Source organism: Kitasatospora cinereorecta (assembly GCF_024172095.1).
In the GTDB taxonomy this organism is placed as follows: domain Bacteria; phylum Actinomycetota; class Actinomycetes; order Streptomycetales; family Streptomycetaceae; genus Kitasatospora; species Kitasatospora cinereorecta.
The window spans coordinates 221,134-235,150 of sequence record NZ_JAMZDX010000008.1 but is presented as its reverse complement, the minus strand read 5'-3'; the positions used below and the strand labels follow the sequence as shown (position 1 = coordinate 235,150).

General features: G+C 69.6%; 14 protein-coding genes and 3 pseudogenes. 7 read left to right on the top strand and 10 right to left on the bottom strand.

What is annotated here, in order from left to right:
• Nucleotides 1-15: 15 nt before the first annotated feature.
• From FHR36_RS36380 to FHR36_RS36370, 3 genes are all read right to left on the bottom strand, one after another.
• Nucleotides 16-957: an SCO4651 family lipoprotein gene (locus FHR36_RS36380; RefSeq protein WP_253804460.1), complete on the bottom strand. Its 942-nt coding sequence runs from the start codon at nucleotides 955-957 to the stop codon at nucleotides 16-18.
• A gap of 464 nt (nucleotides 958-1,421) precedes the next feature.
• Nucleotides 1,422-2,270, bottom strand: coding sequence for an SDR family oxidoreductase (locus FHR36_RS36375; RefSeq protein ID WP_253804459.1), 849 nt, complete (start codon nucleotides 2,268-2,270; stop codon nucleotides 1,422-1,424).
• A 163-nt stretch (nucleotides 2,271-2,433) separates the two neighbouring features.
• On the bottom strand, nucleotides 2,434-2,769 hold the full coding sequence (locus FHR36_RS36370; protein ID WP_253804458.1) for a hypothetical protein: 336 nt from the start codon (nucleotides 2,767-2,769) through the stop codon (nucleotides 2,434-2,436).
• A gap of 107 nt (nucleotides 2,770-2,876) precedes the next feature.
• Here FHR36_RS36370 and FHR36_RS36365 point away from each other — a divergent pair.
• Nucleotides 2,877-3,266 (top strand): annotated as a pseudogene (locus FHR36_RS36365) (ATP/GTP-binding protein); the annotation flags it as partial.
• On the top strand, nucleotides 3,263-3,778 hold the full coding sequence (locus FHR36_RS36360; protein WP_253804457.1) for a hypothetical protein: 516 nt from the start codon (nucleotides 3,263-3,265) through the stop codon (nucleotides 3,776-3,778). The pseudogene FHR36_RS36365 and the gene FHR36_RS36360, both read left to right, overlap by 4 nt.
• On the opposite strand, the gene FHR36_RS36355 is transcribed toward FHR36_RS36360, so the two are convergent.
• Nucleotides 3,768-4,988 (bottom strand): IS256 family transposase, encoded by a 1,221-nt coding sequence (locus FHR36_RS36355; RefSeq protein ID WP_253804288.1) that lies wholly within the window; start codon nucleotides 4,986-4,988, stop codon nucleotides 3,768-3,770. The two genes, FHR36_RS36360 and FHR36_RS36355, sit on opposite strands and share 11 nt — an antisense overlap.
• Nucleotides 4,989-5,045: 57 nt before the next feature.
• Here FHR36_RS36355 and FHR36_RS36350 point away from each other — a divergent pair, with 57 nt between their 5' ends.
• On the top strand, nucleotides 5,046-5,255 hold the full coding sequence (locus tag FHR36_RS36350) for a hypothetical protein (RefSeq protein WP_253804456.1): 210 nt from the start codon (nucleotides 5,046-5,048) through the stop codon (nucleotides 5,253-5,255).
• A 57-nt stretch (nucleotides 5,256-5,312) separates the two neighbouring features.
• Here the strand turns inward: FHR36_RS36350 and FHR36_RS36345 are convergent, their stop codons facing one another.
• Nucleotides 5,313-5,786 carry a hypothetical protein gene (locus tag FHR36_RS36345; RefSeq protein ID WP_253804455.1) on the bottom strand — a complete coding sequence of 158 codons (474 nt, stop codon included), beginning with the start codon at nucleotides 5,784-5,786 and terminating at the stop codon, nucleotides 5,313-5,315.
• Between the two features lie 326 nt (nucleotides 5,787-6,112).
• On the opposite strand from FHR36_RS36345, the gene FHR36_RS36340 reads away from it, so the two are divergent.
• The 3 genes from FHR36_RS36340 to FHR36_RS36330 all read left to right on the top strand — a co-directional run bounded on the left by FHR36_RS36340 (nucleotide 6,113) and on the right by FHR36_RS36330 (nucleotide 7,600).
• Nucleotides 6,113-6,526, top strand: a complete 414-nt coding sequence (locus FHR36_RS36340) for a hypothetical protein (protein WP_253804454.1) — start codon at nucleotides 6,113-6,115, stop codon at nucleotides 6,524-6,526.
• 30 nt (nucleotides 6,527-6,556) lie between these two features.
• Nucleotides 6,557-6,865 carry a hypothetical protein gene (locus FHR36_RS36335; RefSeq protein ID WP_253804453.1) on the top strand — a complete coding sequence of 103 codons (309 nt, stop codon included), beginning with the start codon at nucleotides 6,557-6,559 and terminating at the stop codon, nucleotides 6,863-6,865.
• Between the two features lie 237 nt (nucleotides 6,866-7,102).
• Nucleotides 7,103-7,600 (top strand): hypothetical protein, encoded by a 498-nt coding sequence (locus FHR36_RS36330; RefSeq protein WP_253804452.1) that lies wholly within the window; start codon nucleotides 7,103-7,105, stop codon nucleotides 7,598-7,600.
• A 172-nt stretch (nucleotides 7,601-7,772) separates the two neighbouring features.
• On the opposite strand, the gene FHR36_RS36325 is transcribed toward FHR36_RS36330, so the two are convergent.
• The 4 genes and pseudogenes from FHR36_RS36325 to FHR36_RS36310 form a co-directional block, all read right to left on the bottom strand.
• Nucleotides 7,773-8,051: a hypothetical protein gene (locus FHR36_RS36325; protein WP_253804451.1), complete on the bottom strand. Its 279-nt coding sequence runs from the start codon at nucleotides 8,049-8,051 to the stop codon at nucleotides 7,773-7,775.
• Between the two features lie 334 nt (nucleotides 8,052-8,385).
• Nucleotides 8,386-9,051 (bottom strand): hypothetical protein, encoded by a 666-nt coding sequence (locus tag FHR36_RS36320; RefSeq protein ID WP_253804450.1) that lies wholly within the window; start codon nucleotides 9,049-9,051, stop codon nucleotides 8,386-8,388.
• A gap of 52 nt (nucleotides 9,052-9,103) precedes the next feature.
• Nucleotides 9,104-9,580: a hypothetical protein gene (locus tag FHR36_RS36315; RefSeq protein WP_253804449.1), complete on the bottom strand. Its 477-nt coding sequence runs from the start codon at nucleotides 9,578-9,580 to the stop codon at nucleotides 9,104-9,106.
• Between the two features lie 383 nt (nucleotides 9,581-9,963).
• Nucleotides 9,964-10,422, bottom strand: a pseudogene (locus FHR36_RS36310) (transposase); the annotation flags it as partial.
• A gap of 50 nt (nucleotides 10,423-10,472) precedes the next feature.
• Between FHR36_RS36310 and FHR36_RS36305 the strand changes: the two are divergent.
• The gene (locus FHR36_RS36305; RefSeq protein WP_253804448.1) at nucleotides 10,473-12,578 is read left to right on the top strand and encodes an ISAzo13 family transposase; all 2,106 of its coding nucleotides are present in this window, start codon (nucleotides 10,473-10,475) and stop codon (nucleotides 12,576-12,578) included.
• On the opposite strand, the pseudogene FHR36_RS36300 reads toward FHR36_RS36305, so the two are convergent.
• A pseudogene (locus FHR36_RS36300) lies at nucleotides 12,545-13,420 on the bottom strand (IS256 family transposase); the annotation flags it as partial. The gene FHR36_RS36305 and the pseudogene FHR36_RS36300 sit on opposite strands and share 34 nt — an antisense overlap.
• Nucleotides 13,421-14,017 lie beyond the last annotated feature (597 nt).

The window sequence follows — 14,017 nt, the reverse complement described above, 5'->3', positions numbered from 1 at the left end:
TCAGCCGTTGGAACGTCAGGACTGGGCGGAACCGCCAGGTACGACAACATCAGAGGCCTGCGGAGCCACCGGAGCGGGCGCAGCGCCGAGGTCGGAGTAGGTGAGAAGAGTGGTGGCGCTGTGGTTGGTGCTGCTGAGACCGGCTATTCCGAACTGGACGAGCTCGTTCCTGCCGCTGATCCAGAAGTCGACGCTCTGGGTCTGCCCGTACGACGTCAGCTGCTTGCGGATCCGGTCCCTGCTCGCGTCGGTGAGCGAGGTCATCTGGGCGACAAGGGTGTCCACGGTGAGCCGTGCGCTGTAGCGGGTCGCGTCGGCGTCGTTGACCCGGTCCACACCGATCTTGGTGATCGCGTTGTCATGGACCACGGCGTGGAGTTCCAGGACCGGGTTGAAGACCTCGACCAGTATGGTCATGAGCATGATCTTTTCGACATCGGCCTGCTTCGCCGTGCCCGGGGCCGAATTCTCGTCGATCCTCACCCAGTGCTTGCCGCCGTAGGCCGTAGCGGGCACTGCAACGTAGACCGCGTCCTCGGCGCACAACATGCTGCCATTGCTTTCCGGGGCCGACATGTTCAGCAAGATCATCTGCGGCGCGTTCCAGGACTGGACACCGCTGCCTTGCGTGCCGCCGCTGATAGTGATTCTGGCGGTTCCGGCCTTGCTCATCACAGCTGCTGCGGCCATCAGGTCGTCCTTCGGCCCCTTCTCGGACGTCGCCGACCGGGCCGCCGGGGCCGAGGCTGACGACGGCTGAACCGTGGCTTCCGAGACGGGATGCGAACTGGTGCAGCTCGTCACGGCTCCGGTCAGCAGAGACGCGGCGACGGTGCGGGCGAGGAGTCTCGGTATGTACACATTGCGATCATGTCGGACGAGTGATTTCGCGTCCATCCGTTTCGTCAGTTCGACACTGAGGCGCCCCGCAGCCCCACGCGCCAGGTCCGAGGACACGACTGCCACGGCAAGGTGCGCTGACCCCCAACGGACAGACGGAGCCCACCCAGCGCTGGGCCTGCCCCGATCTCGTGGAGGGGTTGATCCGCCGATTCCGGCCCCTACCGTGCCTTCCGCTCAGCCCGGGGCCGGTCCACGTGACCGTCTCCGCCGGCCGCACCGTCGGGACGCACCACCGGCCCGCCGGGCCAAACGCTGCCGAACAAATGAGAGGAACCCCGATGCACCGCAACCTGGTCCCCATGTTGCACCCTGCCATGCGCCTGGCACTGGTCGAGTTGCTCCGCGCCCGGCTCGCCGCGACCGTTCACCCCGCGTGCTGTGACCGGGATGGTTCACGGGCGTGGCGGTACGGTCCTCGCGTGGCTGAACTGCCCGGTGGCCGGACGCGCTGGTGGTGCGTACCGACTTCTCCTCTCCGCCATGCGCGCAACCTGGCCGCTTCTATCGCTTGGTCAAGATCATTCAGCTGGCAGCAGGCTGGCGGGATCCTCGGTCAGGAACTGGCGGGCGCCGCGCAGGGCCGTGTGCAGCCGACTCTGGGTGGCTCGGCTGTCGAGGCGGACGTCGAGCGCGCCGGGGCGTGGGCTGTGTGCGCGCAGGCCTGCGCGTAGACGGGTGGCGTCGAGTCCGTCGCGTTGGGCGATGAGGACGCCGAGTTCGTGGCGGCTCACGGCATCGGGTCCTGCGAGGTGGAGGAGTCCGCCTATGTTGCGGGTGGCGAGTTCGAGGAGGGCGGCGGCCAGGTCGGTGACGTGCACGGGGCAGCGGATGTCGTCGCTGAACAGGACGCCGTCGCGGGTGCCGGCCGCGAGGTCGTGGACCAGGGCGACGTGGTTCGAGCGGTGGTCGCCGATGATCAGCGATGTTCGGGCCACGGCGGCGTCGGGCTGGACGAGGAGGACCCCGGTCTCGGCCGCGGCCTTCGCCGCGCCGTAGGGGGTGAGCGGGTCCGGGAGGCTGGATTCGTCGTAGTGGATGCGGGTGCCGGAGAACACCGCGTCGGACGAGACGTGGATCAGCCGGCTGCCGTGTCGAGCTGAGGCGAGTGCCACGCGGATGGGCCCCTCGGCGGTGACGGCCCAGTCGGCTCCGCCGCTCGCCGCGTTGATGACCACGCGCGGCTTCACCTCGGCCATGACGGCGTCGAGGCGGCCGGGGTCCCGCAGGTCGAGCGCGTGCCAGGGGATGCGGGGGGCGTCGCCGGGCCGGGTGGTAAAGGTCGCGGCCACCGGGATTCCTGCCGATGCCGCCTGGCGGACCAACTCGGTGCCCAGGAATCCGCTTCCGCCGATGATCAGGATCGTCACGACATGACGGTAGACGAGAACTGGGCCCAACTCTGCCGGTTCAAGTGGAACTTCACCGGGGCGAGGCGCCGATCCGCCGGCCTGGTGCCGTCCGCACGGTCGCGTGCGGCGGCCCCTGGCAGAGATCTGCTCCCCGCCGAGGGCCGTCGCGCCGCTGGTGTGGTCAGGCCGCTTCGGTGTTCTCCCGCCGGGCCCGCTCGTTGCCGTAGGCGAGGTAGTCGGCCCATACCTTGGAGGCGTCGCCGTCGGGGTACAGCCGGTCGAGGGCGACCAGGCCGGCCATGATGGCGGCACACATCTCGTGCTGTGCCTCGCGGCGGGTCGCGGTGACCGGGCCGTCGGTCCCCCAGCCCTTGGAGCGCCGGTACAGCTCGCCGGCCTCGCAGGCCTCCTCGGCGACCTTGGTGACCAGCAGGAGTTCCTGCACGTGGTCGGGCGCGCCGCCGCGCCGCTCGTCGCGGCGGCGCAGTTCGCGGATCTGCTGGAAGAGGTCGTCCACGGTCTTCTCCCTCTTGTCGGGCCCGGTGGAGCTCGACCGGACCTTCGCCTACGGGAAGCACACCTGGAAGTCGGGGTCGGCGAAGGCCCTGGCGGTGAGGCGCTGCCATCCCCGCCACGTTCGTCTACGCGGGCATCGACATCGAACGCAGCAACCTGCTGTCCGGCACCCGCGGCGCCCAGTTCGCTGGCCGCTTCACTCTGCTGCCCACCCGTCCATTCCCCTACGGCGAGGAGTGGACCGGCCTGGTGGCCACGCTGGAGCAGCACCTTCTGCTCCACGACCACCGCCCCGGCACGCTCGTCGACCTCGACCGCCACCTCCACCACCGCACCGGCGGCATGATCGGCGCCCTGTCCCACCAGATCCGCGGCGCGGCCATCGACGCGATCCTCACCGGCACCGAGAAGATCACCAAGGACGGCCTGGACGCCATCCCGCTCGACCACGCCGCCCAGACCAGCGCCCGCGCCACGCCCTCCGGCCGCCGCCGATGACCGAGCCGAGCGCCCGGCCGCCGCTGCGGCCCCTGCCGGTCCGTGTCCCTCCCCGGCTCGGCGAGGGCACCGACAGCTACCTCCGCCGCCTTGCACGGGCCAATCACCTCAAACCCAGCTACCTCAACGCCCTGACCAGTCCGGGGGCCAACATCGGCAAGCCCGACATCACTCTCCTCGCCCAACTCGCCGGACGCCGGCCGGCCGCTCTGCGGCGTGCTCTCTCCGATGCCCCCGGCAGGCCGCAGTCCGAACAGCACAAGCCCGCCGACCTGCGCGAGGCCGGGCAGAGTGAGCTCTTCCGCGGGATCGACCTGCTTCTCGCGTTGGCACAGCCGCGCAACGGCGTCCCCTGGCGACTGGTCGCCAGGCGCCACGGACTACGTCGTAAAGACCTGCGCCGGGCCCTCCAGCAGCAACCGATCCGACGGCTGGCCCGGGCCATGCCCGCCGACGACAGGTCGTGCCCCATGAAGTGGTGTAGTGGTCGTGCGCCAACAGTCATGAAGTGAGCGGGAGTTCGTCGCGGCCGGGGTTGGCGGGGTAGATCTTCTCCATGCTGGCCTCGGGCAGGTAGCGGCGAGGGAACGCGATCCATTCGTCGTGCATCTCGAACAGCACGGCGGTGACCAGCCGCAGGAGCGCGTCGTCGTTCGGGAAGACCTGGACGACGTCGGTGCGACGCTTGATCTCGCGGTTGATCCGCTCCAGCGGATTGGTGGACTGGATCTTCTTCCAATGTCGCTCGGGGAAGGCCGCGAAGGCGGTCAGGTCGTCCTTGGCCTCCAGCAGCATCTGGCTGACCTTGGGGAACTGCTTGCCGAGCATCTCGGCGACGGTGTCCAGCTGGGCCCGGACCGCGGCTTCGGCGGGTTGGGCGAAGATCGTCCGGATGGTCGCGGCGACCATCTCGCCGGCCTCCTTCGGGATCACCGTGAAGACGTTCCGCAGGAAGTGGACGCGACAGCGCTGGTAGGCCGCGCCGAGCATGACCTTGCGGATCGCCTTGACCAGACCGCTGTGGTGGTCGCCGATGACCAGGCGGACCCCGGTCAGGCCACGCTCGCGCAGGGAGCGCAGGAACTCGGCCCAGAACACCTCGGTCTCGCTGTCGCCGACCATCAGCCCGAGCACCTCGCGGCCGCCGTCCTCGGTGATCCCGGTCGCGACGACCACGGCCCGGGAGACGATCTGGTGGTTCACCCGCGCCTTGCAGTAGGTCGCGTCGAGGTAGACGTAAGGGAAGCGGGTGTGGCCCAGCGGCCGGTCGCGGAAGGCGGTGAGCTGTTCGTCCAGGTCCGCGCAGATCCGGGAGACCTCACTCTTGGAGATCCCGGTGTCCGCGCCCAGGGCCTTGACAAGGTCGTCGACCGAGCGGGTCGACACGCCCAGGACGTAGGCCTCCATGATGACCGCGTAGAGGGCCTGGTCGATCCGGCGTCGGCGCTCGAGCAGACTGGGGAAGAAGCTGCCGGTGCGGACCTTGGGGATGGCCAGCTCCAGGTCGCCGGCCTGCGTGGTCAGGGTCTTGTCGCGGTGGCCGTTGCGCCACGTGGTGCGGGCCTCGGTGTGCTCGCCGGGTTCAGCGCCGATCCGGGCGGTCGCCTCGGCCTCGATCAGTTCCTGAAGCATCCGCTGGGCGACAGCCCTGATCAACTCGATTCCATCCGCCGTACGCAGTGACTCCATGAGGCGGAGTAGGTCAGACTGGGACAAGGCCATCGCGCACCTCTCACTCAACGAGCCTTCCTACTCGGAGAGTTGCGCGATGGCTCCTTCATGACCAGGGGTTACACCAAGATCCCTGCTACACCACTCGGCGGGACGCCATCCGACGACACCCAGCGCCGCCGCATCCGCGCCCTGGCCGGGGCCGGCCGGTCGACCGCGCAGATCTGGGCGCGGATGATGGACGACCACGACATACCGCTGACCTACAGCGCCATCAACGCCTTCCTACGGGCGGGGCGATCCGCCACGCACCGCTGACGGCGATTTGCCGGATCCGATCGCGCTGGGCCACCGATGGCGGTGACATACAGGCGATCAACTCGTGGCGGCGGCGGGGCTCGAAGCGCTGGCGTGTCGCAGTAGGTACAGGTTCCCGATGTCGGGATCACCGAAGAAGAAGAAGAACAGTTCCAGGCTCCTGTGCGCATCGCGGCGTATATGGAAGCGCCATGTGTACGTCAGGGGCGCGGCGACCATTTTCTCTGTCGGCGGTGAGGCTTCACGCGCATCTACCCCAGTCCGAGTGGTCACGGTGACGACGACGTTCTGTCCGCCGGCACGGTCTGTCAGCTCCCAGGTCCCCGCGCCGGAGATTCGCCAGCCGTCGTCGAAGTCGAAGTCGACGCCGTCAAGTCGCTCAACGACAGCCGTCCCGTCCTGGTTGAGCGTCAACCGCGTCTGCTCCGCTCCCTCCCAGACCCCGGCCGCCTCGGCCGCGGCTGCATCATGAAGTCCAGTGCCTTCGTAGTACTGGTAGGGGCCGGCGCAGGCACACAGCACAGACAGCATGACCGCCGCGCCTCCTACGGCCCACCTTCGGGACCTCGTCCGCCCCACTGCAAAGCCCTCCCGATCGCCACGCGCCTGGCTACCGGTGCAGGCGAGCCTTGGGCGCACACACCATGGCATGATTATTGAACATGTTCAACTTACATCCAGTCGGCCGGGATGCCTCGAAGAGGCTCGGTCCCGCATCCACACGCAATGCCCGGCCCCGCATTCAGTCAAGATCATTTGATAATCGGTCAAGATCGTCTGACACGGGACAAACGAAGATGGACCAGAGCAGGTGGCTTGAGCTGGGGAGAGCTCCGCTGGGGGGGTAGGTACTGGGTGTGGACGACACCGGATTCGAGGGGCAGGCCGGGTGGGCGGCGGAGCTGTGCGACCTGTGCGGTGCGGTGATCGAGGACGGCGGCGAGGTGTACTTCCTCGTGTCGGACTCCTCGGTGGTGCACCGCACCGACCGGAAGCTCGACGGCAAGCGGATGGTGGTGGCGCGCGGCCGCGAGCACGGTCGGCAGCTGGTGGAGCAGTGCCGGGCCCGGCCGTTCGTGGAGCTGGAGCTGTGGGCGGGCAAGATCGGGCGGGCGCTCGACAGGCGCCCGGAAGGGCTGCGCAAGGCGGAGCTGGCGGAGGCGACCGGCCTGACGCCGGTCGAGATCGAGCTCGGCGCGCGATGGAAGGCGATGTCCGCGGTCGTCTGGCGGGCGCAGTTCGGCACCAACGGCGGCGGCCCGCCGCCGTGACCCCGGGCGCCCGGCGGCCGTTGTGCCGGTGTGGAACAGCCTGAAAGCGCTCGGGGCGCTGCGGACCGGCTCGCCGAGGCGGTCCGCAGCTTCGAGTGCCTCGCTGAGGCCTGCGGTCCGGAGGCGCTCCGGGCCCGCGAGGTCTCGGACAGCGTGCGCGCGGCCCTGGTCCTGGTGGACGCCGCGGAGCTCACGCTGAACGATCCCGACAGCAACCCGGCCGACCTGGCCGCCGTAGTGCGGGATGCTGCCCGAGCCGTCCGGCAGTCGCGGGAGCGGTTGATCGACGTGGTCGTGGGCGCCGCCGCAGTGCCGGACGATCCGGGCGCGATCGGCTGACTGGCCGTCCATCTTCGTTGTCACGAACAGCGATCAGTCCACACTTCGGTGGCACGCGGTCCGCCTTCGCTGTCACAGGTCACTCGATGTCCTGCGACAAATGATCTTGACCGACGGCGGAGGGTGCGGCGGAGGCTGCTGCACGGGCGCCGCCAATGCCGGGCCGGCGGAGCAAACCGGCTGCCGCCGGATCAAAATGCGCCGCTCCACACCGGAGCGGGCGGCTACGCTCGCGCTATGGAGCTGGACCAGGCACTGGAACCGCTGCGCCGGGTGCTGCTGGAGCGCGGGACCGCCGGCTATCCGGAGACGGTCGCCACGGCGGTTGAGGCTGCCCGGACGGCACTCGCCGGCGGGGCGGACACCCCGAGCCTGTGGGAGCTCGGCGTGCTGCCCGTGTGGGACGCTCTGGAGGCGCGCCGACTGCTGGCCGAGCTGGAGCAGGAACTCCGGCCGGTGCTACGGCTGCCTGCCACTTCCGAGGCCTGCAACTGGGCGCTGGCCCGGTACTGCCTGCAGGACCTACTGGACGGCGGCCTCGATCCGCTGGTGGCGGCCGAGCGGGTCGGCTTCGCGCTGTGCCCCGCCGACGACCCCGGCTCGCCGCTGTGGCCGGTTCGCGGATGGCTGCATCTCGCGGAGGACCAACAGGAACACTGCGGCGGCCTGACGAAGGAGCTGGTGGCCGAACTGCACGACCTGGCTCTCCGGTTGCTTGCCGGTCCGCTGTCCTGACGGCCGAGTTTCACCTGGCCGGTAACGCGGAAGCCCCAGTCAAGCTCGTTTGACCGCCGGTCAAGGTCACTTGGCACGGGGCACTTGACCGTGCAGTTGGCTCTCAGCCGGGCTCAGGTTCTCGTACCCAATGCGATCATCCCGCAGCCATGGGCACCGCCTGTCTGTGCCGTCACCCGATCGGGTGGCGCCCGTTCGGGACGATGTAGGGGCGCAGCAGCACGGCCAGGCCCATGGTGACGCCGAAGGCGGCCGGACCGGCAAGGCCCAGAACCACCAGGCGGGCAGTCCCGGTGAGTAGTTTCTCGTCGACCAGCATGAGGCCGATGGCCAGGGCCACCCCGCTGGCGAGAAGCAGCGCGAGCCGGGCGCCGACCGGCAACCAGGTCGGGCCGGGAACCTGGAGGACGGCTCGGGCGTGGACCGCGTGCCCGGCAAGGTCGTTGGTCACGACGCCGCACTGGCAGACCAGGTGCGTGACGTTCTCGCCAGCGAGTGCAGATGCGATGGGGTCCAGCTCCCGCACCGGTCCGTGGCGCCCATCGTCCATCGGCGGCCTGCGCATTGGAGCCCCCTTCGGTCGGTTCGGTGGGTTCAGCTGTTCACCCTATCGTCGTGGCGTTGGCCCGGGTTGCCCGCTTCAGCCAGGGCGGCGGCGCCCGGAACCTGCGGCAGGCCGTCACAGGATGACCCCCGGACGCTCAGCCGAGGAGGACTGGGGCCCAGCGGACGGCGTCCGTCTGCCCCTGCTCACCCCTTCTCGGGAGACCAGGGGCAGACGGACATCAGGAGTCGGCGCCGTCCTCGTGCTCCTTGCCGTCCCGCCTGGCGCGGTCGGCGTTGGTGCTGGGGGTACCGCGCCAGCCGCAGCTGCACAGGGCGACCACCAGGCCCTCGCGGGCGGCGGCGGGTACGTCGCAGACCTCGGTGCTGTGCGCGCGCTCGGCGTCGGACTGCGGCGGGACGGCGGGCCGACCGTCCGTGGTCGGGTACATGTGCTCGCGCCGGGTGCGCTGGACCAACCAGTTGCGCTGGCTGGAGCCCTTGCCCGAGGCGACGCGCGTGTGGCGATCGCGGGCGCTCGTGAAATGGAGGCCCATCTCGTCGCCGATCTCACGCCAGGACAGGCGCACCTTGCCGTTGGGGCCGGCCTCGCGGGAGTAGAGGAGGAGCTCCTCCTCGATCGCATTGATGTGGCTCAGCAGGCGGCGGGTGTCACGCAGGGCGTTCTGGAGAGCCTGCTTGCTCATCTCCTCGCCGCTGTTGAGGGTGTCCACGGCGGTGAGCACGGTGTCGGTCTCGTCGGCGACCTGCCACGAGCTGCGCGGGCCCGCGAAGTGCAGCAGGTAGCTGGTGGTGCCGTCCGGCCACCAGCTGGTGGGGCCGTCGATCGAGTGGTGCAGCATCCCGGCGCGCTCGACGGTGAACTGGCCCGAGTGGTTGGTCCCCATGGCGGTGCCTTCCTACTGGGCCCGGGGCCGGTGGCCCCGGGGTGAGAGGTGGTCAGCGGGTGGTGCCGGTGGCGGCGATGAGGGCGGCGACGGCCTCGACGCCGTGGTGCAGGGCCTGGTCGAGCTGGTAGGCGCCGTTCATGCCGTGGTCGGCGAGCCGGTAGAAGTCGCCCTTGCCGACGGCCTCGGCCAGGCGCTGGACGGGCCGGCGGCGGTCGGCGACGTAGTGGGTGGCCGCCGACAGGGCCAGGGCGGCGGCCACGCGGCCGGGGCGCAGGCGCATGCCGAGCAGGGCGGAGCCGCCGATGAGGGCGACGGCCTGGGTCGCGGTGTAGGTGGCGACGTGGGCGGCGCAGGCGCGGCGGCCTGCGGCGCTGGACTGCCCCTCGGTGTGGTCGTGCTGGCCCTTCGTCAGGGCCTGGGTGTGGGTCTGGATCCAGTGGTCGCCCACGTCGGCCGCGGCGCGCAGCAGGGCGTATGTGGCGGCGAAGCGGGCGGCGGCAGTGGGCCCGCCAGTGGTCGGGGTCATGATGAGGGGGTGCCTTCCTGTCCGAGCGGGCGGGTGAGGTACTCCCGGGGCGGTCGGCGGACCCGGCCAGGATTGCGGGCCGCCCCGGCCTCTGTAGGGTTTCCCCTACACCCCTGCAATGTAGGGCTACCCCTACACCCGGGGCAAGGGTGAGCCTTATGCCGACCTGCCCGCTTCGCCCCTCCCGATCGAATCGGTGCGCGGGTCCGCTCGCCTTCCGCGTGCCCTCCCGGAACCGATCCACAAGTCCTGAGCATTGCTCTGCTCGGGTGGGCCAGACTTGCTCGGGCGATCTCCCCACCCATGTCGCTAGCGCGCAGGGGGTCTGACTACCGCTTGACACGGGGCCTGTCCAGCGACTGGTGTATCTCGTGTTGTGTGAGTTACCGGCGGCCGACGGAGAGTCGGCCGTCGAACGCGATGTCGAAGGCCTGGAGCGCGGGCTTCCAGCGCATGGTCCAGCGTTTGCGTCCCTGGCCGGTGGGGTCCAGGCTCATGACGGCCATGTAGACGCATTTGAGCGCGGCGGCCTCGTTCGGGAAGTGCCCCCGGGCGCGGACGGCCTTGCGTATGCGGGCGTTCACGCTCTCGATCGCGTTGGTCGTGCAGACCACCCGGCGGATCTCTGCGTCGAACTGCAGGAACGGCACGAACTCGGCCCAGGCGTTCGACCAGAGCCGGACGATCGCCGGATACTTGGCGCCCCATTCCTCCTGGAATTCCAGGAAGCGTTCCTCGGCGGCGTCGGCGGTCGGCGCGGTGTAGATCGGCTTGAGTGCGCGGGAGATCTTGTCCCAGTCCTGGCGGGCAGCGTAGCGAAACGATGCCCGCATGAGGTGAAGCCGTAAGGAAACAACACGTTGCTTCCCCGGAACTGCGTCGTTGATGTGGTATGCGCATACCGGACGATGCTCGCCTGCAACTCGCTCAGCGCTTCGAGGTCCTGTTGCCGCACTTGAACGAGCGTCAGCGACGCCTGGCGATGGCGACCGAGGCACGGCTGCTCGGTCATGGTGGAGTGCGCCTGGTCGCGCGGACTGCCAGGGTCAGCGAGACCACCGTTCGCAGGGGCGTATTCGAACTCGAAGACGGTGCTGAGCCGCTCTCCGAGGGGCGAGTTCGGCATCCCGGGGGTGGGCGGATGCGGGCCGAAGCTGTCGACCCGTCCCTGGTGCCCGCACTGCTGGGTCTGGTCGAGCCGGATGAGCGCGGCGATCCGATGTCGCCGTTGCGCTGGACGACGAAGTCGTTACGGCACCTGGCAGCCGAGCTGTCCCGGCAAGGACACCGGGTGACCGCGCCCACGGTGGGCCGGCTGCTGAAGGAGAACGGGTTCAGCCTGCAGGGCAACGCCAAGACCCTGGAAGGCGATCAACATCCCGACCGCGACGTGCAGTTCCACTACATTAACGAGCAGGTCAAAGAGCACCAGGCCGCGGGCGAGCCGGTGATCAGCGTCGATTCGAAGAAGAAGGAGCAGGTGGGCCTGCTGCCGATGGCCGGGCAGGAATGGCGGCCCAAGGGGGATCCAATCCGGGTCGAGGACCACAGCTTCTTCGCCGGCCCGCAGGTGGAGACCGCTGTCCCCTACGGGATCTACGACATGACCGCGAACACCGGCTGGGTGAATGTCGGTGTCGACCACGACACCTCCGCGTTCGCGGTCGCCTCGATCCGCCGCTGGTGGCAGGCACGGGGCTCTCTCGACTACCCGCGCGCGACGCGGCTGCTGATCACTGCGGACGCGGGCGGCTCGAACAGCTACCGCTACCGGCTGTGGAAGGCCGAACTGGCAGCGTTCGCCGCCGAATCCGGCCTGACGATCACGGTCTGCCACTTTCCTGCAGGGACAAGCAAGTGGAACAAAATCGAGCACCGGCTGTTCTCGCACATCACCATGAACTGGCGCGGCAGGCCGCTGACCAGCCACGAGGTCGTCGTCAACACCATCGCCGCGACACGGACCCGGGCCGGGCTGCGTGTCGCCGCCGAGCTCGACACCGGCTCCTACCCGACCGGCATCCAGGTCAGCCGTGAACAACTGCAGGCCCTGCCGATCACCGCCCACGACCGGCACGGGAGATGGAACTACAGCATCGCACCGGCCGTCAGCGACGACGCCGCCCAGCCTCCCCAGAGCGCCGACGAGCGTGCCGCCGCCCGCACCCGGGCACTGCAGCTGCTGGCCGATCCCCGCCTGACCGGCATGGCCGGGTCGGAACTGGACGCGCTGCGGGCCCGGCTCGCCCCCGACCAGGAAGCCCGGCGTGAGCAACGCCGCTACGTCCTGCGCGGCGGTCGGCGCGTCGCCACCACCGGCCGTAACCGATCCCTGCTCTCGAACGCGGACGAGGTCCTGGTCACCGTGGTCTACCTGCGACAGGTCTGCCCGCAGAAGGTGCTGTGCGACCTGCTCGGCATCAACCCGGTCACCATCGGCCAGGCCATCAAGGCCACCCGACAACTCCTGGACGAGCACAAGATCACCATCACGCCGACCGTCGTCCGCTACTTCACCCGCGCCCAGGACCTGCATGCCTTCATCACCCAGGCCGCCCCGGACCAGCACCGGATGGAGCCGAGTCGCCATGCGCTCACCACCCCGGCGCTGACCGGCATGACTCGCGAAGCCCTGCACGGCCTGCTCGAAGAACTGGTCGTCCCCTACGCGGCCGCGATCGAGAAGCGCCGGCATCGCCACCGCGGCGGCGACCGCCGTCCTGGTACTCGCGGCGGCGTGTTCCGGCAGAAGATCACCGACGGCGACCGCATCCTCGCCACGATCCTCCACCGGCGCCGCGTCTGCGGCCTCGACACCCTCGCTGAACTGTTCGGCGTATGCCGCAGCACCCTGTGGAACGCGATCAACGACGTGCTACCCGTTCTCGACGCCCACGGCCCGGCCATCACTCCCGCCGAACGCCGGTACGCCACCGCAGCCGATCTCTTGGCCTCGACACATGCCCACGACCCCGAAGACCACCATGTTGTTCTTTGACGGCTTCGGTGGACCACGCAGGTCTGGGTGATGGCCTGCGGCCAGACCGTGCCGATGGCGTCCGGAAGGCCCTTGAGGCCGTCGCAGACGACCATGCACACGTCTTCGACGCCGCGGTTCTTGATCTCGGTCAGGACCTGGAGCCAGTACTTGGCGCCCTCGCCGCCGTCGCCGGCCCACAGTCCGAGGATGTCGCGGGTGCCGTCCACGGTCACCGCGAGGGCAACGTAGATCGGCCGGTTGGCGACCTGCCCGTCGCGGACCTTCACGTGGATACAGTCGATGAAGATCACCGGGTAGATCGCATCGAGCGGGCGGTTCTGCCATTCGGCCATCCCGTCCATGACCTTGTCGGTGATGGTGGAGATGGTCGACTTGGACACGCTCGCCCCGTAGACCTCGGCCAGGTGCGCGGAGATGTCACCGTGTGTCAGACCCCACGCGGACAGAGACAGGACCATCTCGTCCACGCCGGTCAGCCGCCGCTGACGCTTCTTGACGATCTGCGGCTCGAAGCTCCCCTCGCGGTCACGTGGAACGTCGATCTCGACCGGGCCGACCTCGGTCAGCACGGTCTTGGACCGGACGCCGTTGCGGCTGTTGCCGCTGCCGGCGCCGGCCTTGTCGTGCTTCTCGTAGCCGAGGTGGTCGGTGATCTCGCCCTCGAGGGCGGACTCCAGCACCCGCGTGGTCAGCTGCTGCAGCAGCCCGCCCTCGCCGGTCAATTGGAGCCCGCTCGCGCGGGCCCGGTCGACCAGCTGCCCGATCAACTGGTCGTCCAACAGGTCCGCCGCCAGCTCGACCGGCCGGACCTCTTCAATCGCCTCAACCGAGGCGATCACGTCGCTCATCAGGTGCTCTTCCTTGATCGGGAGATACACCGGTCACCGTACAGACCCGCGTATGGGGAGGGCCATGGGCGGGGACAGCCGCGCCTGAGGGCCGCCGCTGGCTTCCAGCGCCCGGGTGCCAAGTGTGGCCCGTTCCGGCCGGGGGCCGCTCTGGCTGTGCCGCGGTCTGGTTCCTGCTCGCCTTGTGCTCGGACGTGGCCGCGCTACTGTACCTGGGCGTCCCTTCGGACCGCGGTGCCGACCGACCGAAGGGACCAACCGCTCAGGTCATAGGCCGTGTCGGGCCCGTACGTTGCGTCATGTCCCGCCCGCATGGCTGTGCACGTACCGGCTGTGCGGGTTTCCCCGGGTGCTTCCCCGACCCCCGCCCCCTTCGGGCCGGGGCGGTGCGCCTGTGCCGTCCCCGGGCCCCCGGCCTGCCTCGTGCGTCACCGACTCGGAGCGCACCGGGGTCAAGGCCGGCCGCGTCCCCGCCCGGCTTCGACCTCCTCCGCTCCGCGTCCCCCAGGCGGCATGAAACGGCTGGTCATGTCGGTCTGGAGGATCACGGCCGACCCATACTCGGGCCAAAAATCCGTCGTCGGCCTA

What these genes read in the sequence shown, in the direction of transcription:
- FHR36_RS36350 (WP_253804456.1), top strand. Translation starts at nt 5,046, where the DNA reads ATGACCAGGGGTTACACCAAGATCCCTGCTACACCACTCGGCGGGACG.
- FHR36_RS36355 (WP_253804288.1), bottom strand. Translation starts at nt 4,988, where the DNA reads ATGGCCTTGTCCCAGTCTGACCTACTCCGCCTCATGGAGTCACTGCGT.
- FHR36_RS36345 (WP_253804455.1), bottom strand. Translation starts at nt 5,786, where the DNA reads ATGCTGTCTGTGCTGTGTGCCTGCGCCGGCCCCTACCAGTACTACGAA.
- FHR36_RS36305 (WP_253804448.1), top strand. Translation starts at nt 10,473, where the DNA reads ATGCGCATACCGGACGATGCTCGCCTGCAACTCGCTCAGCGCTTCGAG.
- FHR36_RS36330 (WP_253804452.1), top strand. Translation starts at nt 7,103, where the DNA reads ATGGAGCTGGACCAGGCACTGGAACCGCTGCGCCGGGTGCTGCTGGAG.
- FHR36_RS36360 (WP_253804457.1), top strand. Translation starts at nt 3,263, where the DNA reads ATGACCGAGCCGAGCGCCCGGCCGCCGCTGCGGCCCCTGCCGGTCCGT.
- FHR36_RS36320 (WP_253804450.1), bottom strand. Translation starts at nt 9,051, where the DNA reads ATGGGGACCAACCACTCGGGCCAGTTCACCGTCGAGCGCGCCGGGATG.
- FHR36_RS36315 (WP_253804449.1), bottom strand. Translation starts at nt 9,580, where the DNA reads ATGACCCCGACCACTGGCGGGCCCACTGCCGCCGCCCGCTTCGCCGCC.